General features: G+C 34.2%; 15 protein-coding genes. 7 read left to right on the forward strand and 8 right to left on the reverse strand.

What is annotated here, in order from left to right:
* Nucleotide 1 precedes the first annotated feature (1 nt).
* The 7 genes from tamL to H603_RS17050 all read left to right on the forward strand — a co-directional run bounded on the left by tamL (nt 2) and on the right by H603_RS17050 (nt 8,917).
* A complete protein-coding gene (tamL, locus tag H603_RS0103270; RefSeq protein WP_026707234.1) occupies nt 2-2,305 on the forward strand; it encodes a translocation and assembly module lipoprotein TamL in 2,304 nt (767 codons plus the stop codon).
* Between the two features lie 176 nt (nt 2,306-2,481).
* Nucleotides 2,482-3,909, forward strand: coding sequence for an L-serine ammonia-lyase (locus H603_RS0103275; RefSeq protein WP_026707235.1), 1,428 nt, complete (start codon nt 2,482-2,484; stop codon nt 3,907-3,909).
* A 404-nt stretch (nt 3,910-4,313) separates the two neighbouring features.
* A complete protein-coding gene (locus H603_RS0103280; protein WP_026707236.1) occupies nt 4,314-4,715 on the forward strand; it encodes a DoxX family protein in 402 nt (133 codons plus the stop codon).
* 241 nt (nt 4,716-4,956) lie between these two features.
* A complete protein-coding gene (locus H603_RS0103285; protein ID WP_026707237.1) occupies nt 4,957-5,868 on the forward strand; it encodes a mechanosensitive ion channel family protein in 912 nt (303 codons plus the stop codon).
* A gap of 295 nt (nt 5,869-6,163) precedes the next feature.
* Entirely contained in the window at nt 6,164-7,093 is a 930-nt protein-coding gene (locus tag H603_RS16385) for a mechanosensitive ion channel family protein (protein WP_084157707.1), read from the forward strand.
* Nucleotides 7,094-7,305: 212 nt separating this feature from the next.
* A complete protein-coding gene (locus H603_RS0103295) occupies nt 7,306-8,367 on the forward strand; it encodes an AI-2E family transporter (protein ID WP_084157708.1) in 1,062 nt (353 codons plus the stop codon).
* A 22-nt stretch (nt 8,368-8,389) separates the two neighbouring features.
* Nucleotides 8,390-8,917, forward strand: coding sequence for a hypothetical protein (locus tag H603_RS17050; protein ID WP_157510389.1), 528 nt, complete (start codon nt 8,390-8,392; stop codon nt 8,915-8,917).
* A 106-nt stretch (nt 8,918-9,023) separates the two neighbouring features.
* Here H603_RS17050 and H603_RS0103305 read toward each other — a convergent pair whose 3' ends face one another.
* The 8 genes from H603_RS0103305 to H603_RS0103340 form a co-directional block, all read right to left on the reverse strand.
* Nucleotides 9,024-12,041, reverse strand: a complete 3,018-nt coding sequence (locus H603_RS0103305) for an SbcC/MukB-like Walker B domain-containing protein (protein WP_026707239.1) — start codon at nt 12,039-12,041, stop codon at nt 9,024-9,026.
* Between the two features lie 22 nt (nt 12,042-12,063).
* On the reverse strand, nt 12,064-13,281 hold the full coding sequence (locus tag H603_RS0103310; RefSeq protein WP_026707240.1) for a metallophosphoesterase family protein: 1,218 nt from the start codon (nt 13,279-13,281) through the stop codon (nt 12,064-12,066).
* Between the two features lie 231 nt (nt 13,282-13,512).
* Nucleotides 13,513-14,505, reverse strand: a complete 993-nt coding sequence (locus H603_RS0103315; RefSeq protein ID WP_245576080.1) for an L-histidine N(alpha)-methyltransferase — start codon at nt 14,503-14,505, stop codon at nt 13,513-13,515.
* A gap of 47 nt (nt 14,506-14,552) precedes the next feature.
* Nucleotides 14,553-16,046 (reverse strand): BCCT family transporter, encoded by a 1,494-nt coding sequence (locus H603_RS16395; protein ID WP_051219132.1) that lies wholly within the window; start codon nt 16,044-16,046, stop codon nt 14,553-14,555.
* A 7-nt stretch (nt 16,047-16,053) separates the two neighbouring features.
* Nucleotides 16,054-17,418 (reverse strand): mercuric reductase, encoded by a 1,365-nt coding sequence (locus H603_RS0103325; protein ID WP_026707242.1) that lies wholly within the window; start codon nt 17,416-17,418, stop codon nt 16,054-16,056.
* 21 nt (nt 17,419-17,439) lie between these two features.
* Entirely contained in the window at nt 17,440-17,721 is a 282-nt protein-coding gene (locus H603_RS0103330) for a DUF427 domain-containing protein (RefSeq protein WP_211223766.1), read from the reverse strand.
* Between the two features lie 14 nt (nt 17,722-17,735).
* Complete coding sequence (gene egtB / locus H603_RS0103335; RefSeq protein ID WP_026707244.1) at nt 17,736-18,875, reverse strand: ergothioneine biosynthesis protein EgtB; 1,140 nt, start codon at nt 18,873-18,875, stop codon at nt 17,736-17,738.
* A 509-nt stretch (nt 18,876-19,384) separates the two neighbouring features.
* Nucleotides 19,385-20,050, reverse strand: coding sequence for a bifunctional 4-hydroxy-2-oxoglutarate aldolase/2-dehydro-3-deoxy-phosphogluconate aldolase (locus H603_RS0103340; RefSeq protein WP_026707245.1), 666 nt, complete (start codon nt 20,048-20,050; stop codon nt 19,385-19,387).
* Nucleotides 20,051-20,060 lie beyond the last annotated feature (10 nt).

Genomic DNA, 20,060 nt, shown 5'->3' on the forward strand with positions numbered 1-20,060 from the left:
AATGAAGATGATAAAGAGTAGACATAATTTAAGCTATTGCCTATTTACCGCAGTGTTAATTGCAGGTTGTTCTGGTACACGTAACTTGCCTGAAGGCGATCTTTTATACACTGGCGGATCTGTAGATGTGGTAAGTGAATCAACACCCAAGAAAGAACGCAAAGCATTAGAAGCTGCATTAGAACCATTATTACGTCCTAAACCAAATGCTTCTTTTTTAGGGATGCGTCCTAAATTATTCTTTTATAATTTGGCGGGAGAGCCTACAAAAGATAAAGGTTTTAGATATTGGCTTCGAAATAAAGTGGGTGAACCACCGGTACTGTATAGTGAAGTAGACCTAGAATATAATAAAAAAGTACTTCAAAATTATGCTGAGAATAATGGTTATTTCAATACAACTTCTGTAGCAGATTCTACTAGAAGTGGTAAAAAAGCAACTGCTGAATATACGTTAGATCCTAAAAGATTGTATACCATTAGAGACGTAAAATTTCCTGCAGATTCTACATTATTAGGAACAGCAGTGAATAAGGTGAGAAGAGGTTCGGTGCTAAAAAAAGAGGCGGGATACAGTTTAGACAATATAAAATTAGAGCGTGGCAGAATTGACACGCGTCTTAAAGAAAAGGGGTTCTATTACTTTAACGAAGATTATTTGCTAGTTCAAGTAGATAGCACGGTAGCGGATCATAAAGTAGATTTGATTGTAAAAATTAAAAACGAAACACCAGATCTTGCCAAAAACCAATACAAAATTAATAAAATAGTTGTGTATCCTAATTTTAAATTATCAAAAGATAGTGCTGCTGTAGTTGATGAAGAAAAATTAGAATACAATGACTTCACCATTATTGATAAAGAAGATTTATTCAAACCAAGGATTTTTGACCGCACCTTATACTTTAAAAAAGATGATTTATACAATAGAACTAACCACAATTTATCGCTAAATCGCTTAGTGAATTTGGGTACATTCAAATTTGTGAAAAATCAATTTAAAGTTTCAGACACTGTTGGAAATTATTTAGATGCATATTACTATTTGACTCCGTTACCTAAAAAATCTATTAGAGCGGAATTATTAGCTAAAACCAACTCAGCAAATTATACCGGAACAGAGTTAAACTTAAACTGGAGTAATCGTAACTTATGGAAAGGTGCTGAGCAATTAACAATATCGGCTTTTGGAGGTGTTGAAGTACAAGTATCCGGACAAAATAATGGCTTTAACGTTTATCGCTTTGGTACCGAAGCAAACTTGATATGGCCTAGAATAATTTCTCCGTTCAAATTTGAATCTTCAAGTGGCTTTGTTCCAAAAACTAAAGCAACCTTAGGATATGAATTCCAAAATAGAACCAAACTATACTCTTTACAAACCTTAAAAGGATCTTTTGGATACTTGTGGAAAGAAAACGAACGCAAAGAACACTTGTTCAATTTAACGGAAATCACCTATGCGAGCCCGCGAAATGTAACCCCTTTATATCAAGCGCAAATAGACTCAACTGCTTCATTAGGTCGTGTAATCGAGAAGCAATTAATTTTTGGTCCTACCTACTCTTACACATACACCAATACAATGGAGAAAAGAAAAAAGAATACTTTTTACTATAAAGGAAGTATTGATTTATCAGGGAACATTACCGGTTTACTATCGGGTGCTAATATTAAAAAAGGAGATACTATTAAAGTTTTTGATGTCCCTTTTAGCCAATTTATCAAAATAGAAAATGAGTTCAGACATTATTTAAAATTAGGACCTGATTCCCAACTCGCGAGTAGAGTGATTGTAGGGGCTGGTTTCGCTTATGGTAACTCAGACGAAATGCCTTTTATCAAGCAGTTCTTTAATGGAGGTACAAATAGTATTCGTGCTTTTAGAGCGAGATCCCTAGGTCCTGGTACTTATGATGGATCTACAAATAATAATACTTTTTTACCAGACCAGTCTGGAGATATTAAATTCGAATTCAGCACAGAATATCGTGCAAAAATATACGGCTTAGTAAAAGGGGCAGTTTTCTTAGACGCTGGTAATATTTGGTTACTAAAAGAAGATCCAGAAAAACCTGGTGCGAAATTCTCAAAAGATTTCATGAATGAACTGGCTGTGGGTGTAGGTGCCGGCTTGCGATTTGATTTTTCATTCCTAGTTTTAAGAACAGACCTTGCCTTCCCTATTCGCAAACCCTATCTAGCTGATGGAGAGCGCTGGGTTCTAGATAAAATTAGTTTAGGTAACAGCGGATGGCGAAGTGATAATTTGGTTTTTAACTTAGCAATTGGCTATCCATTTTAATTAATTTGAAATAAATTCCCCATTATTTTTATGTAATAAAGAAAATGCACCCCTAGTTCGCATTGTGAAATAATCATTGAAAGTGAGGATTCTCGAATTAAAATTTCACATTTATAAATTTTAGACTGCGTTCGTTGCTAAATTCAATTATATTTGTCCAAAAAAACAAGCTAACTATGGAAGAATGCATTTCGGTTTTTGACATGCTTAAAATTGGTGTTGGTCCTTCAAGTTCACATACTTTAGGTCCTTGGCGCGCAGGAGAACGCTTTCTAGAAGAGCTTCGAGAAGAACAAATTCTTGAAAGCACTACTAGAGTAAAAGTGGATCTTTATGGTTCTTTATCACTAACAGGCAGAGGTCACGCAACTGATCTAGCCGTGATGCTAGGATTAAGCGGACAAGATCCTGAATATATTCCCGTAGAAAACATCGATGGTATTATCAAAACTATCGAAAAAACAAACACTTTACTTCTTGCAAATGAATATGCAATTTCCTTTCATATTCATGACGATATCGTTTTCAATAAAGACTTCTTAGCGTTTCATTCAAACGGTATGATGTTTACAGCTTACAATGCTGTGGGCGATGAATACACTGCAACCTACTATTCTATTGGTGGTGGTTTTGTGGTCAAAGAAGAGCGTACTAACGCAAAGGAAAAAATCAAAATCAAACATGCATTTCCCTACCTAGTAAACAACGCTGCTGAGCTACTTAACTTTTGCATTAGCGAAGAAAAAAGCATCTCAGAAATTGTGTACGAAAATGAGAAATCAATGCGCACCGAAGAAGTTATTGATCATGAATTAATGCGCATTTGGAACACCATGCTAGAATGCATGTATATTGGTTGTCACTCTGAAGGGATTTTACCTGGAGGATTAAACGTACGTAGACGTGCTTTTGACATGCACCAAGGGTTAATAGGCTTATCTAATTATTCAGACCCGCAATCGTGGTTAGAAGAAATTCGTAAAACTGAGGTAAAATTTCGCCAAATCTTAAAATGGGTTAGTTGCTTTGCCTTGTCAGTAAATGAGGTAAATGCCGCCTTAGGTAGAATTGTTACTGCTCCTACAAACGGTAGCGCAGGTGTTATTCCATCTGTTTTAATGTATTACTTGGTAATTGAGAATCATCAAGCAGGCCCTAAAGAAATCAAACAATTTTTACTTGTTGCCGGCGAAATAGGAAGCATCTTTAAAAAAGGTTCGACTATATCTGCAGCAATGGGCGGTTGCCAAGCCGAAATTGGAGTATCGTCAGCAATGGCAGCGGCTGCACTATGTGAGTTAATGGGTGGTAGTCCTGCTCAAGTTTTGATGGCTGCAGAAATCGCCATGGAACACCACTTAGGTCTTACTTGCGATCCTATAGGTGGTTTGGTCCAAATTCCTTGTATTGAACGCAATACCATGGGTGCAATAAAGGCAATCAACGCAGCAGAATTAGCCCTTTCTACAGATGCTAAAAATGCAAAAGTACCTTTAGATAAAGTGGTAAGTACCATGTGGGAAACTGCCAAAGACATGAATAATAAATACAAAGAAACTTCAGAAGGAGGATTAGCAATTGCTGTTAATATGGCCGATTGTTAAACTACTATTTCTTATAAATTCTAACCTACTATTGGCTGCTTGAAACAGTTTTGTAGTAGGTTTTTTATTTTAAGTACGTTTCGTTTTTTGGGCGTGCCGCAGCTTTCATTGCATTTCAGCTTCGTCAGGCTCTTCGTTACAATCTTTTTTTTCGTTGCACTCCATAAAAGGATTTCCACTTCAATCCTTCACGCGAATTTCCATAAATTAAGACCAGCAGTATTTTTTTTTAGATTTTGTGTAAGCTTTAGTCAATGTAAAATGTTTCAAAATCAACTGTCCCACTTTCTATGCTAATTTGCTATATGCCAATCATATTTTTCATAACTTCGTTGGTATATAAAAGTTCTATTTATTTATAAATTAGCACTATTTAAATGTAATTAAAAACTAAAACTATAAAAATGCAGAGTAAAACCACGTATTTAATTGTAAGACTAGGAATAGGTTTAAGCATGTTCGGACATGGACTGGTTCGCTTACCCAAACTTGAAGCGTTTAGTAACGGAATGGTGAAAATGTTTGCCAACTCTATACTGCCAGAATTTTTGACAGTTCCTTTCACGTATGCAATTCCCATTGTAGAGTTCACCTTCGGTTTAATGATTGTACTTGGTCTTTTTACAAGAACCGCTGCAATTGTGCTTTCTGCGTTGTTGATTTCACTGATATTTGGTTGCACATTAATTGAGAATTGGGACGCTATTACTTCTCAGTTAGTACACCTTGCATTCGTTGCTTACTTGGTCAATTATGTAAAAGACAATAGTTATGCTGTAGATACTTTAATGGGTAAAAGCAACTAAGATTCAACATAATACATGATTTTTTTAAAAAAATTTATCGAAAATATATTGAATCAATAGCATTAAGAAAAGCTAAGTCTCAGCTTCTGTACTTAAACCAGTTAGCATTTTGAAAACTATACTCAGCTACATTTTAAATAAATAGAGGATAGCCTCATAGGCCTCAAAAACTTGCTTATAGGCATTTGATTCCTTATATTAGTGTTTTCGAACAAAATTAATAGTAAACTAAAAGTAAAAGATGAATTTTGACATAGATAAAATGACTGATCTATTGAACGAGAAGTTGGTAAATTGGGGGGAAATGATAATTAAGTTACTTCCTAATATTGTGATTGCAGCGATAGTGCTAGTTATTGGACTTTACATTGCCAAATTTGTGAGAAGAATTACATTAAAATTAGTCTCAAAAATATCAAGTAACGTTACTTTAAACAACCTTTTTAGCTCTGTCGTTTATTTTGCTTTTATCGGTATTATTCTCTTTACTGTTTTGAGTATTTTGAATTTAGATAAGGCAGTTACTTCAATATTAGCCGGTGCAGGTATTTTAGGATTGGCCTTGGCGTTTGCATTTCAAGATATTGCAGCAAACTTCATGTCGGGGATTTTCATTTCTTTTAGGAAACCTTTAAAAGTGGGCGATATTGTCCAAATCAAAGATTACATGGGTAAAGTAAAAATGATTAATTTACGTGATACTGTCATCGAGACATTTCAAGGTAAAACGGTTATTATACCAAACAAAGAAGTGTTCCAAAATCCAATCGAAAACTATACAATTCTTCAAAAACGTAGATTTGATCTAAGCGTAGGAGTTTCTTATGGTGATGATCTTGAAAAAGTACGCGAAATTACTTTTAATGCAGTAAAAGATATTGAAGATCTCTCGCAAGAAGACGAAGTAAGCGTATTCTTTATGGAATTTGGAGATAGTTCAATTAATTTATCTGTCAGAATGTGGGTAAATACTCCAGAGCAAGCTATCTACAATAAAGTGAGAAGCCAAGCAATTTTAAATATTAAAAAAGCGTATGACGCTAACGATATCATGATTCCGTTCCCAATTAGAACATTAGATTTCGGGATTAAAGGAGGAACAACACTTACTGAAACACCTATTCATATGGCAACTGCTAATCCTGCTGAATAAAAGATAAAACGACTTCATGTGAGTTGTCTCAAAGACTAGCCTAAACAATCCATTTAAGAATTGATTGTTTAGGCTTTTTTATTATTAATAATTAAGATAACGTATAAATGTAATTGAGTTTTTAGAATGCTCATTTCTTAACAAAATCCTATTTTTTAAGACTAACTTTTGAGCCCCTATCTATTTTTTGTATTTTCGTTTTTACGAGCAATATTAGGATCTCCCTAAGGAAACTAATATGTCAATTCACGTAAATAAGATAATTACTCTAAATAATCAATAACAGATAACCATCATGAAAAGAAATTGCTACCTCATAATAAGTATCTGTTTTATTGCACTTTCTGCTGCATTAGGACCAATCCTAACTGCAATCTCAAATACACTTGATATTGACACCTCTTTTCTCGCTTCACAACAGCATAACTTTATAATCGCTAGTTTGTCTTGTTTATTGATTATCGTGCTGCGTCGTATGAAACAGAATATATTGAAAAGGCACGATATTACGGTTGAAGACAACTTACGCTCTAGAAAATTACATACGCAAATCAACCTTCTTGAGAAAGTGGTCATTTTTGTAATTGTATTAATTACTGTTGCTAGTATTTTGTTATCCTTTGATGGCATAAGACAAATAGGAATAGGAATATTTGCATCAGCGGGAGTGGCAGGAATAATTATTGGTTTGTCTGCTCAAAAGGTGGTAGGTGCCTTATTAGCGGGAATTCAAATTGCCATTACGCAACCCTTCCGAATTGATGATGCGGTATTAGTAGAAAATGAATGGGGCTGGATTGAAGAAATTAATTTGACTTATGTAGTAGTCAGAATATGGGATAAAAGACGATTAGTACTACCGTCTACTTATTTCCTTGAAAAACCATTTCAAAACTGGACGAGGACAAATGCTGATATTATTGGAACCGTATTTTTATATACCGATTATACTATTGATTTTGAAGAATTGCGTACAGAACTCACAAGACAATTAAATCAGACTCCGCTTTGGGATAAAAATGTAAACGTACTCCAAGTAACCGACTCAAAGGAAACTACAATCGAAATTAGAATCTTAGTAAGTGCAAAGAACTCCCCTACTTCATGGGATTTGCGCGTTTACATTAGAGAAAAAATGATCAGTTTTATACAAGCTAATTATCCACACAGCTTACCTAAAACAAGAATTACGTTAAGTCAGGAAAACACTTTTGTACCTCAATAACAGAAGCCTTGACACGGATTAACATAATTTTATATTTCGAACTCTAAAAAATTACTTATTTTAGATAAAACTAAAATTTAAAGCTGTTTTCTTACGTCTGTTTATTTAACAGGAGATGAATTCATGATTCCCTTCAAGAGATGTTATTAAATAGAACTAAAGCTTAGATAAGTATATAAGTTAAAACCATTTTTGAATTACAACCATTCCCCATGATAGAAGAAAACAACTCCCCAAAAACCGATCAAGAAAACACAGCCAACTTTCAAAAGAAAGTTTGGATTACTGCTGGAATCGTAAGCTTTACATTAATTACACTACTGGTTTTAAAAACCACTTTCAACGTTTTTTTATTGATTTTAGCGGGAACATTGATTGCAATTTTCTTTAGAGGAGTTAGTAGTTTTATTGAAAGAAAGACCGGCTGGAAAGAAAACATTGCTGTCTTAATTTCGATTTTCGGAACGCTATTAATCGCCGCAGGTTTATTCTATTTAATCGGGGCCAAAGTGCAAACACAAATCGGGGACTTGATAGACACTTTGCCCAAGACAATTGAAAATGTAAAAGATAGAATGAACAGTAGCACTGTGGGAAGTAAGGTAATCGATAACATGTCTTCACCTGACTCTACTGAAAAAGTGCAGGGTTTTGCAGGTCAGTTTTTCCAATCTACTTTTGGCGTTTTTGGTGATTTGTATGTGATACTTTTTATAGCAATATTTTTCACCATAGCTCCGCAAACGTACACCGAGGGAATGATCCAACTCGTACCTAAAAGAGGACAGGACAAAGCGAGACAGATTATGGGAAAATTAAATAAGCAATTGCGCAATTGGTTAAAGGGAAAACTCTTCTCTATGTTTGTCGTTTTCATTCTTACAGCAATTGGTTTAGCTGCCATAGGGATGCCATTGTGGTTGGTTTTAGCCTTACTTGCTGGACTAATTAGCTTCATACCTAACTTTGGTCCAATCATCGCTTTAATCCCAGCTGTTTTAGTGGCTTTACTGCAAAGTCCGCAAACTGCTTTACTTGTAGCAGGATTATACATGTTGATTCAATTTGTTGAAAGTAATTTTATAACGACTTTAGTACAACAAAAATTAATCAATATGCCGCCTGCTTTAATAATAATTGCGCAACTCTTAATGGGAGCGCTCACAGGTGGTTGGGGACTGGTTTTAGCAACACCCGTTACTGTGATCGTTATTGTGCTAGTTCAAGAACTTTATATTAATGAGAGAGCTTCAAATTCTAGTTCGCAAAATTAACGCCTTTTTAATCCAAAATAACATGAAAAGCAAAGCCCTAATTTTATTTTTAAGCAGCACTATTTTATTTTCTTGTAACCAGCGTACTGTAAAGAAAGATGAAAATGTAAATGGAGAAAATCCTACAGTCAGTACAAGTCCTATAGAAAAAGAAGTAATCAAAAATACTGATAGTACCACTGTTGTGAATATAAAAGATAGTATTAAAGCCAACCACCACTATATCTGCTACACTTTCGATAATAATAAAGACAAGAGAATTTGGATCGAATTCACCGAAGACGGAAAAGCTACTAGGCTTAAATATCAAGGTCAAAAAAATGCTATAGACTTGGATTTTCAAGACGAAGACAGCAGCCAAAACGGTTCCTACCCTACAACTGTGTCAACGTATAAGGAAATGATTAACGGTAAAATAAATGGTGTGTACACACTCACTCATGGCGGAGTTTGGGATTATGTAAGTTATAAAAACGCAACTTCTAGTAAAGAGTTCAGTTTTACTATTGACCACGAAGCAGATCCTTATGGAAAAACGCCTTGCTTTTAAGAGCAAAAATTTTTTACAGTATAATTACATTCGGGAAATTTAAGAACCAAGTCATTACTAATGATTACCTAAATAATTAATTTAATAAAGTATTAAATTGATTTCTCTATTCTATTTCGATAGTACTATATCCTGCAGCGGTTCTTACTAATTTAATTTTTGAACCAATTCTATCTTTTAACTCACCAACATGGGAGATAATCCCAATTGACTTGTTGCTTTCATGTTGCATATTTTCTAATATACTAATCGCTTGGTCGAGAGATTCAGGGTCTAATGAACCGAATCCTTCGTCAATAAACAACGACTCAATAGAGACATTTCGAGCTGCTAAGTCCGATAGTCCAAAAGCTAAAGCTAAACTCAATTTAAACGTCTCTCCTCCTGACAACGAACTTACCGAACGCTTTGTATTCCCCATGTACGTGTCAATAACACGCAAGCCGTCATAATCGCTTGAGCTATCTAATAAATAACGATCTGAGAATCCTATTAACCTTTGATTTCCATATTCTAACAATTGTTTCAAAGTCAAATCTTGAACAAAATTTGAGAACTTCTTACCATTTGCATCACCAATTAATGCATTCATTTGCTCCCACAATGCAGACTCTTTTTGTAAAGCATCTAACATTACTTGACTCTCTTTCAACTTCTCCTTATTCAAATTATTCAAAGTGATTTTATTGTCTTGCTCCCAGATGTGTTTTTTAGTTGCTTCAATTTCGACTGAAATTTTGTTTAGCTCAACTAACAATTCATCCAAAGTTTCAGATGTATCATCTAACTTTTGCTCTTCATTTAAAGCTTTTTCAATAGCGTCTTTGTTAGATTTTAATTTAATCTCATGCTCAGTCAGTCCTTGGAGATTGGCACGCAATTGCGCAGCTTCGTTTTCATCAACAATCTTAGATCTTAGCTCCTCAACAGTAGCGATTCCTCTTTCTTCTAGCTGATGAATTAAAACTACTTGAATTTTAGCTTGCTCTACAGTGAACTCCTTAAGACTCTCTAAAGAAACGGCTAATTGCTCCTGCAAATTTTTTAAAGTGGAACTACAAGCACTAAAACCATTGCTCAACTTACTTACTTCAGCAGTAATATCTTTACGATCATAAACCTTTGCTAAGTCAGCTTTTGCCAAGCTGTAATCCCTTTTATAAACCAAATAGTCTACAAATAAGTTATTTAAGTTTTCTAAAACCTTTTTAGCTTTGATGAAATTCTCTAATTGGTCTAACTCAGCCACTTCCTTACTAAGAGCAAGAGTATTTTGCTCCCAAATTTGCAATGCTTCATTTGCTTTCCATGATAATTTAGCACATCCCTCCTCGATTTTCAGTTCAAGCGTTTGAAAATCAATCAATTTAAGCTGTAAGCTTTGCTGATCTTTGTTAGTACTCTCAATAACATTCTCACATTTAAATTTATTTTCGAGCACGACTTTTTGAAGTACTTCCAATTTAGAAGTAAGCTCTTTATAATTTTCTTCTAAAGTTTTAACCAAGATCTGAGAAGCTTCTTCAGCAAAAGGATGTTTTTCTGAACCACATAAAGGACAAGGTTGACCATCTTTTAAGTCATGTCGGTGGTCGTCTAAACTTTTGCGTTGCTGCCACAACTCAAACTCCCCTTTAACTTTTTCTACTTTGGGAACAAGTGCTTCGATAAAAGATTGCTGCTCTTTTTGCTGTGTTGTAAGTGCAATGATCTCCTTTTCTTGACTTTCTATTTTAACTTTCAAATCAACTATAGCCTTGCGTCGCTCATCAAATAATTTTTTATCTCCAACTAATGCATTAGCAATAATAATTCTCTTAGTCAAAATATCCTTCTCATTTCGAACAGCGTCAATACTACTAATCGCTTTTTGCTGGATAAGGGCATCAATTTTTGAAAGTTCTTTGCTAATTTGTTCCTCTAGGGTTTCATTAACAGTTAATATTATTCCGTAGCTCTTAAGTTCTGCGTTTCTATCTTGAATTCGCTGCGACTCCTGCTGTGCTTTAGCATAGCAATCTTTTTCCTTTTGCTCTAAATCTAATACTTGTGACCTAAAGCTATTTACTTCCACTTCAAATTGTAGTGGATCGATTTCTCGTTTCAATAATTCGTTTGCAAGGACAACTAAGTTATTTTTAACGGTAATCTGGTCTGCTACTTTGCTGTTAGAGCTAGCGATTTGCTCCTCTACTGCAACAATCGTTTTTTGAGTTTGCATTAAAACTAGCATTTGATCCTTAAATACTACGAGTTCGTTGTGAACTGCAAGTTGCTTCTCTTGCGGTAAAAAAGCTTCTTTACGTTTAAGAAAATCTAACCACTTTGCAGCATTATTCTGTTGCAATTTGAGATTTTTCAGAATACTTTCTTTTAAAATTTTCTTTTTCGAAAGCGTATCATGCTCTACTTCTTTTAATTTTAAAAGCGGTTTTCGAGTATCAATATCAACTTGAATTTCCTTCACTACTTCGGGGTCTAATAAAACAGTCTCCCCCATTTTTATCTTCTGCGTTTTTACAGCTTCATCAGTTCCTTTGTATCTATAAAAAACAGCACGTCCAATTTTTCGATAAATTGAAGAACCTGTAATTTCCTCTAATAAAGCATTTCGATCATCCTTTTTTGCCAAAAGCAATTTCGAAAATTGTCCTTGAGCTAGAATCATCGATTGCACAAACTGATTGTAATTTAGACCAATGATGCGCTCGTTCTCGCTAACCACTTCTTGAACAGTAGAAACAAGAATTTTTCCAGTATCAAGATTAACGAGCTCCTGTTTTCTCTTATCTAACGTACCCGTTCTCGTGCGACGTATTGACCATGAAGACAAATATTTGACACCTCTTACTTCATAAATTACTTCAGCATAGCAATCACTTGCATTCTTAGTTAAAATCACACCTTCATTTTCAATAACCGACTCTGTGATGGCTTTATCAATCCTTGGAATTTTATTGTATAGTGCCAATGTAATCACATCTAATAAAGTCGATTTCCCAGTTCCTGTAGCGCCCGTAATTACAAATAAGCCTGCTTCACCCAGAATTCCGTTTTCGAAATCAATAGTATGCACACCTTTTAAAGCATGTATGTTTTCAAATTTTATTTTACAAATTTTCATGTATAGTTGGAGTTGTGAGCCGTTATTCTATTACCTCTGTAGTTTCTAATCCTTCTAAAATTTCCTTAAAAGCATGAATTAATTCCTCACTATTAGAGATCGATTCGTCTTGCTGCAGCCTCTTTTGAAATAACTGCACTGCCGAAAAATCTTTAATATCTTCCCCTTTTGAAAGCAATTTTGAAGTCCCAATTACTGCATTTTTAAACTGAATACTTCCTTTAAGAATTTGGAGTTTGTTATCTACTTCTGCTGTCAACAAATTTTCTAAAGCTTTCACATGGGCAATATTCTCGTTTTCTTCTTTGATAATAATTTCAGCTAAATCAGTCAGTTGTGAGTTGGACTCGTACGAATTAATCTTAGCCTCAACCTCTTCAATAGTTCCCTTGAAAGTAACCAACTTTCTAAATTTGGGGATTGCTACTGTTTCAAACTCGACTTTATCTCCTGTCACTGTAAGCAAAACAACTTCTTTAATATCTTTCTTTTCACTAAAGCTGAGTGCAATTGGTGATCCGCTGTATCTAACAGACGGTTTAGAAACCATTTGAGGTCGGTGAATATGACCCAAAGCAACATAATGTGGTTCGTCACCAAAAACCGCTGAAACCACTGATGCTTGATTCCCTATTTGGATCTCACGCTCACTATCAGATATTGAAGCTCCTTGTGCGAATAAATGCGCCATTACAATATATGCGGTTGTGCCATAGTGTGCATTATAATAGTCATTAACACTTTTAAAATAGGCAGCGATTCCTTCTTTTATTAATTCGATTTTATCACTATACGACTCACCCGGAGCTGCATTTCTAATATCGCGATCCCTTAAAAAAGGCACCGCAGCTATAACCACTTTTTCACCGTGAGCATTTACCTCGACAAATAAATCTTTTATATTTTCAGGAATGCCTCCTACTACTTTTATATCCAGTATTTGTAATAATTCTTTAGGAGCATTGATAACATGAGCCGAGTCATGATTCCCTCCCGTAATAATTACTTTACACTTTAAAGGAATTAATCGTTTTAAAAATTTATAATATTGTGTCATTGCCGCCTGTGAAGGATTAGCTTGATCAAAAAGATCACCTGACATTAATAACACATCAATATTTTGTTCTTGTATACAAAGCAGCAACCAATCAAAAAAAAGTTCCATATCTGGAGCCATGTCAATTTTATGCAATTGTTTCCCGATATGCCAGTCTGCAGTGTGAAGAATTTTAATACTCATATATTTTATGCTTTTAACTCAAGAAGTAATTTGTAGGGCGCTTTTTAATTTGCAATGTATTGGACTTAAATGACCATTACAAAACAAATCGGCTTATTACAAAATTAAGTTTAATATATTTAAAAAGCCCTAGAATCTATAGCTAAAAAAAGCTACCTCCTACATGAATTATCACATAGAAGGCAGCTTCCTTATTCAAATAAAATCAGAATCTAAATTCTTTCTATCTTCTTATTTTAGTTCCAAAACATAGTTTGCAAAATACTTTTGGCTGTCTGTAATTCTCGTTTTAATTTTGAATCTTGTGTCGCTCAATATAGTATTTAAGATTTCGTCATTGTATTTTCGAGAAATTTCCATTAATATTTTCTCATTTTTCTCAAATTGAAATGACTTGTTAAGTTTGCCAATGTAAACACTTTGTTTGACCGTACTTACAAGGTAACTTTTAGCTATTCCGTCGCTTTCCTTATATTCTGGACGGTGCTCAAAACTACCCAAATCAAAATTTGCATCGAGATCATGGTTGATTCTTGTAAGCAAGTTTAAATTGAAAGCAGCCGTGATTCCTTGACTGTCGTCATAAGCAGGCAAAACTATAGCCGCGTCTTTGATTAAATCCACACCTAGAAAAACTTTATCATTTTCTTGCAGGCTATTACTTAATTTAGAAATAAAATCGGCAGCAATATCGTCATCCATGTTCCCGATATTCGAACCTAGAAATAAAATCACCTTTGGTTTTTTATTTTCTTTTAACGACTGTAGTACTTCAAAGTAGTCACCTTGTTTAGTTTGAATAGAAACGTCTGGCAATTTTTCATTTAAGTCACTTTCTAAACTATCTAATGCATTTTGAGAAATATCGACAGGCATATAATCAAAATTATAATTGCCATCATTAAGCTCTTTTAAGAGTTCTTTTGTTTTAAGACCGTCACCAGCACCAAGCTCAATTAGTTCAAAATAATAGTTAGGATCAAGTTTTAATGCGGCAATAATTTCTTGACTTTGATTCTTAAATATTTCGTGCTCTGCTCTAGTCACGTAGTATTCTGGCAGATGCATTATTTGTACAAAAAGCGCATCTCCTATTTTATCATAAAAGTATTTTGAAGGCAAGGTTTTTTCTTTATTCGAAAGCCCTAAATCAACATCATTCATCAGTTGATCACTCATAGTACTATTTGAGGTAGTTTTATTTAAGGTATTTGTTTCTTTCATCTTGTTAAGATATAAATTATTATATTTTTTTATGCTTAAGAATATCCTTAAGACTCATTAATTTGATTAGATACTGTTTTCTTAAAAACGATATTTTTAAAAAAGAAAAACACGATGTACCCATATAAAAAACTAAATGGCAATGCCATAATCACTAGTAAATTACTAATTCCGTTTAATAATTCTGTTGTTCCAATGGCTGTTAATCCCAAAGCTGTAGCTGTAATAATGAACCCCCAAATAAATTTGTGCCTTTTAGAAGGATTCTCATTTCCTTTATCGCTGAACATTCCTAACACAAATATTGCCGAATCGACTGAATTAATAATCGAAATTAATACTAATAAACCTGCAATAAAAAAAGTAACATGGTGCAGCGGAAAATGCTCTAAAAACACAAATAGCGAACTAAATACATTATCAAATTGACTTGCGTTACCATCAATTACAATATCAAAAGCAGCATTTGCAAATACTGAAAACCATAATACAGTTGCCATTGTTGGAATCAAAATAGTCGTAATTAAAAACTCTTTGATTGTGCGCCCTCTAGAGATTCTTGCAATAAATATTCCTGTAAAAGGTACCCATGCTAACCAAAAAGCCCAATAAAAAACGGTCCAATCTTTTGTAAAACTTTCTGATGTTTGATAGTCTCCAAAAGACAAACTCATTTCAAAAAAATGAAGGCAATAATTATAAAACGCGGATAAAGTTTGGTAACCAAAACTTTGAAAGTTTAGAAAATACGCGATAAACAACATTAAAATAATAGACATTGTAAAATCTAGATCGGCTAGAAATTTAATGATTCTGTTTAAGCCGGTTAACGCTGAGTATGTCGCTATAACTCCTATTGCTATAACCATTAACAATAAAAAATTAGTGCCGTAATCGACATCAAATGCATAATTTATTCCGTTTACTACTTGAGCTGTTCCTAATCCCAAAGAGGCAATCACGCCTGTAATTGTGATTAAGATAATAAACAAAATGGCTATAAATTTTAGCCATTTATTTTTTGCATAAGGAACAATCGCATCCAATAAGTTCGTGTTTTTTTTCACATACAAATTATATGCTACAATTAAACCGAACAAACTATATAGAGCCCATGGCGTAAAACCCCAATGAAAAAAGGTGTATTGCAAAGCCGTAATTTCACTAGCATTTGTCGCTATTGGACTATTTTTAAAATAGTACACAGGTTCTTGTACAGCTCTTAATAATAAGCCTGATCCCATTCCAGTGCTATATAATAAAGCCACCCAACTAAAATAAGAATAGGATGGTTTTTCATCGCCAAGCCTTTTATTTCGAATAGGTAAAATCAATATCACAACGGCAGCAAGAACAGCAATTAAGCCCACCCATAAATAATACGTGCTAAAAACTGATAGCAGATTTTGATTTAAGTCATTTAAAACTTCAGTTAAAAATTGCGGAGCCAACAAGCCCGTAAAAAAGAAAAAAACACCAAATAATGCCCCATAAAATAACAGGCTATTGGAACGAATTTGATCGAATAATTTTGGAATCAAAATCTGTTTATTTACTTAAAGGACTCACGTTTTCCAACATTGTTGGAATCAATTCTGTTACTGTAGGATGAATATGTACTCCATCTCTAAAAACAGTATACGGTTGTTTAGCATACATTAAATTAGTAAAACCATTAATGATTTCGTCTCCTCCTACGCCTAGAACACTAGCACCTAAAATAAGATTAGTTTTAGCATCAATAATAGCTTCCATAAAACCTTGGGTTTCTCCCTTTTCTTTAGCACGTGCAATTTTAGACATAGGTCTGCTTGCCACTAAGACCTCGTATCCCTTTTCAACAGCTTGTTTTTTAGTCATTCCTACTCTACCCAATGGGGGGTCGATAAACAATCCGTAGGTTGTAATACGATCACTTATTTTACGTTCCTCTTTATCTAAAAGGTACGCATCTACGATTTGGAAATCATTGTATGAAGTGTGTGTAAAGCCACCATGCCCATTGCAATCTCCTATTGCAAAAATCCCTTCAACATTTGTTCTACAAAAATCATCCACAGCCACCATACCTTTATCATCTACTTCAATAGTAGTATTTTCTAATTTTAAAGTATCCGTATTTGGTTGTCTGCCTATTGCTAGTAAAACGTGAGAAGCAATAATACTGTCTTGAGTATTATTCATCTTAACAGTAATCTCTGCACCACCTTGTGACATTGTAATATCCTTCGCATTTAGATTCACATTGATGTCTTCATTCTGCATAATTTTGGCGACAGCCTCACTAACATCCTCATCCTCTCTTTTAATCAAGCGATCACCACGCTCAAGAATAGTTACTTCACTCCCAAAACGCTTGAACATTTGACCAAATTCTAAACCAATATAACTACCACCCACAATTACTAAATGTTTTGGTATTGATGTCAATTCTAGTATGCTAATATTAGTTAGGTAATCAATACTCTTGTATTCCTCAGGCACTACTGCTCGGGCTCCTACATTTATAAATATTTGTTTTGCAGTAATTTTTTCTTCGTTAACCATTATCTCGTAATCAGACACAAAGTATGCCTCCGCACGGTACAATGTTATGTTCTCATTGTCATCAAAACTTTTTTCAATTCCGTTACGAGATGCGTGGACAAAGGTTTCTTTTCTAGCTTTTATTTTTTCTAAATTTGCTTTTGAACCAGCGGGAATTTCGATTCCTAAATCCTCTCCGTGATTACTATCCCACATTCTTCTGGCACTTGCTACATAAGCTTTTGTAGGAACGCAACCATTGTTAACACAAGTTCCGCCTACTAAACTCTTTTCGATAATAGCAACCTTTCCTTTTTTTGCTAGGCTAAATGCCAGAGGAGTCCCTGCTTGTCCTGTTCCTATAATTATATAATCAAACTCTTTCATACTCATAATTTAAATATATAATTATTGTTTTACAGCTACGTTTTTCCAAAAAGCAACGTATCCCTTTATTTCTTTTGCAGCATCTTTTGGTTCTTTATAAAACCATGCCGCATTTTCAGTTGTTTCTCCATCTACAGAAATCGTATAATACGATGCTTTGCCTTTCCAGGGGCAGGTTGTATGATGTGTTGTTTCTGTAAAATATTCTTTTTTTATACTGTCAATAGGAAAATACTGATTTCCTTCTACAACTACTGTTTGATCGCTTTCTGCAATCACGATATCATTGAATATTGCTTTCATAATGTGTTATTTTTTTATTTTACTAATCTAATTCCGTTATACTGCCAGCGCATGTTTGGGTGAAAAAAATTACGGTAGGTTTTTCTACCGTGCCCTACAGCTGTCGCTACAGAACCGCCTCTTAAAACCATCTGATTTACCATAAATTTTCCATTATACTCCCCCAGTGCACCGGGCGATTTGCTAAAATTAGGATAAGGAAGGTACGCGCTATGCGTCCATTCCCATAATTGCCCCCATTCAAACTTATCACTTGCAATTTCCCACTCAAATTCAGTAGGCAATCGCTGCCCTTTCCATTGGCTGTAGGCAAATGCTTCGTAAAAACTAAGATGCATTACTGGCAGAGTCAGATCTACTTTTTGTAATCCTTGTAAAGTGTAATTCCACCACTCCCCTTCTATTTTGTGCCAATAAAGTGGCGCTTGGATGTTGTTTTCATTAATCCAGCTCCAACCTTCATCATGCCAAAAATTAAAATCTTTGTACCCTCCAGCTTCAATAAATTCAAGATATTCTTTGCTAGAAACTAAATTATTCGAAATTTCGAAATCAGCAACATATACTTTGTGGTTTCCGAGTTCGTTATCAAAAGAAAAATTGGCTCCTTGATGACCAATGTCATAAACTCCAGAATCTACTTTTAAAAATTCAGTTGCTTGATTAATTGCTTTTGGCGTGAAGCCAGTTCTGTAGGTTGGAAAAGTAGGCTGATTTCCAAAAATATATTTAATATCGTAAACAAAAAGTTCTTGATGCTGCTGCTCGTGATTAATTCCAATTTCGATAATATCTAATACTTCCTTATCTAACTTGGTATTTAATAAATTAACCATAGCTTCAGTTACATATTTTCTATAAGAATAGACTTCTTGAACTGAAGGGCGCGTCATCAAACCTCGTACTGGGCGTAGCACACGTTTGCCTACATTGTTATAGTAGCTGTTGAATAAAAAAGAAAACTCTTCATTATAAGGGGTGTAATTGGGATCAAATTTTGTTAAAACAAACTCCTCCCAAAACCAAGTTACATGTGCAAGATGCCACTTAGGTGGTGACACAAATTCACTTGCTTGTACAGAATAATCTTCAATTAATAGTGGCTCACAAAGAATTTCGGATTGATTTCTGACTTCTAAAAAACGATTAATCATATATTTTAAATTCTTTATGGAATTAAGAATACGAAAGTTACTGATTATATTTTTTCTAGATTTATAATTCAATGGAGAATTATTACATAATTACAACCAAAATTTAAAATCAGAAATTAAATTAAAAACAGAGAATCAGGTTTTTAATAAAAAATATATCCAGATAACTGGCTGATAAAAAGAGCTTTGATTGCGCGTTATTTAAATATCGATGATAGCCTTAATAAGATGCCAATAAGACTTGCATCAAAATTTGATTTTTCTAAAAGGTCATAAAAAAAAACGCCTCCCAATAAAACGAGGCGTTTTACAAGTAAATTATAAAATAAATGCAGACATAATGCACTTATAGTTTGTATGACAGTGTGAACTATTTCGTGGAGTCTTTAGATAAACTAAAATAAATTACAACAATTTATAAAACTCAAAAAAAAATCCAAATAAAACCACCACGTAACTCCACGAAAAGCTCAACTGTTTTTGATAGGCTACCTTAAGTAGCTATTTTATTATTCTAAAGATTGAATTATACTTAAGCATTCTTTGATTACTGATTCAATTTTAACTAAATCATAATCTCCGTTTGCATCAGCTTTAATTAATTGGGAACCAATTCCAACGCAAGTTACCCCTGCTTTAAACCATTTGGTTAAATTTTCAACATTAGGAGACACTCCACCTGTTGGCATAATTGAGGTCCATGGTTGAGGCCCTTTAATTCCTTTGATAAATTCAGGTCCGTAAATATCACCAGGAAACAATTTAACGATTTCGCAACCTAACTCTTCAGCACGTGCAATCTCTGTTAATGTTCCACAGCCTGGAGACCATAAAACTTTACGGCGGTTACAAGCAATTGCAATATCTTCTCTTAATACTGGAGTCACAATAAAGTTTGCACCTAATTGCATGTATAAAGAAGCGCCTGCCACATCAGTAACTGAACCTACCCCAAGAATCATTCCTGGTAATTCAGCAATAGCATACTTGCTTAAAGCAGCAAATACTTCGTGAGCAAAGTCACCTCTACTAGTAAATTCTAATAAACGTGCTCCTCCATCGTAACAAGCTTTTAACACTTTTTTACTGATTTCGATATCATGATGATAGAACAACGGCACTAGTCCAGTTTCCTTCATCTTTAATGCAACTTCTATTCTGCTGTATTGAGCCATCTTGTATATT

Source organism: Flavobacterium frigidarium DSM 17623 (assembly GCF_000425505.1).
GTDB lineage: Bacteria > Bacteroidota > Bacteroidia > Flavobacteriales > Flavobacteriaceae > Flavobacterium > Flavobacterium frigidarium.

What these genes read in the sequence shown, in the direction of transcription:
- egtB (WP_026707244.1), bottom strand. Translation starts at nt 18,875, where the DNA reads ATGATTAATCGTTTTTTAGAAGTCAGAAATCAATCCGAAATTCTTTGT.
- H603_RS0103325 (WP_026707242.1), bottom strand. Translation starts at nt 17,418, where the DNA reads ATGAAAGAGTTTGATTATATAATTATAGGAACAGGACAAGCAGGGACT.
- tamL (WP_026707234.1), top strand. Translation starts at nt 2, where the DNA reads ATGAAGATGATAAAGAGTAGACATAATTTAAGCTATTGCCTATTTACC.
- H603_RS0103330 (WP_211223766.1), bottom strand. Translation starts at nt 17,721, where the DNA reads ATGAAAGCAATATTCAATGATATCGTGATTGCAGAAAGCGATCAAACA.
- H603_RS0103275 (WP_026707235.1), top strand. Translation starts at nt 2,482, where the DNA reads ATGGAAGAATGCATTTCGGTTTTTGACATGCTTAAAATTGGTGTTGGT.
- H603_RS16385 (WP_084157707.1), top strand. Translation starts at nt 6,164, where the DNA reads ATGAAAAGAAATTGCTACCTCATAATAAGTATCTGTTTTATTGCACTT.
- H603_RS0103340 (WP_026707245.1), bottom strand. Translation starts at nt 20,050, where the DNA reads ATGGCTCAATACAGCAGAATAGAAGTTGCATTAAAGATGAAGGAAACT.
- H603_RS0103285 (WP_026707237.1), top strand. Translation starts at nt 4,957, where the DNA reads ATGAATTTTGACATAGATAAAATGACTGATCTATTGAACGAGAAGTTG.
- H603_RS0103280 (WP_026707236.1), top strand. Translation starts at nt 4,314, where the DNA reads ATGCAGAGTAAAACCACGTATTTAATTGTAAGACTAGGAATAGGTTTA.
- H603_RS0103315 (WP_245576080.1), bottom strand. Translation starts at nt 14,505, where the DNA reads ATGAAAGAAACAAATACCTTAAATAAAACTACCTCAAATAGTACTATG.
- H603_RS0103310 (WP_026707240.1), bottom strand. Translation starts at nt 13,281, where the DNA reads ATGAGTATTAAAATTCTTCACACTGCAGACTGGCATATCGGGAAACAA.
- H603_RS0103305 (WP_026707239.1), bottom strand. Translation starts at nt 12,041, where the DNA reads ATGAAAATTTGTAAAATAAAATTTGAAAACATACATGCTTTAAAAGGT.
- H603_RS17050 (WP_157510389.1), top strand. Translation starts at nt 8,390, where the DNA reads ATGAAAAGCAAAGCCCTAATTTTATTTTTAAGCAGCACTATTTTATTT.
- H603_RS0103295 (WP_084157708.1), top strand. Translation starts at nt 7,306, where the DNA reads ATGATAGAAGAAAACAACTCCCCAAAAACCGATCAAGAAAACACAGCC.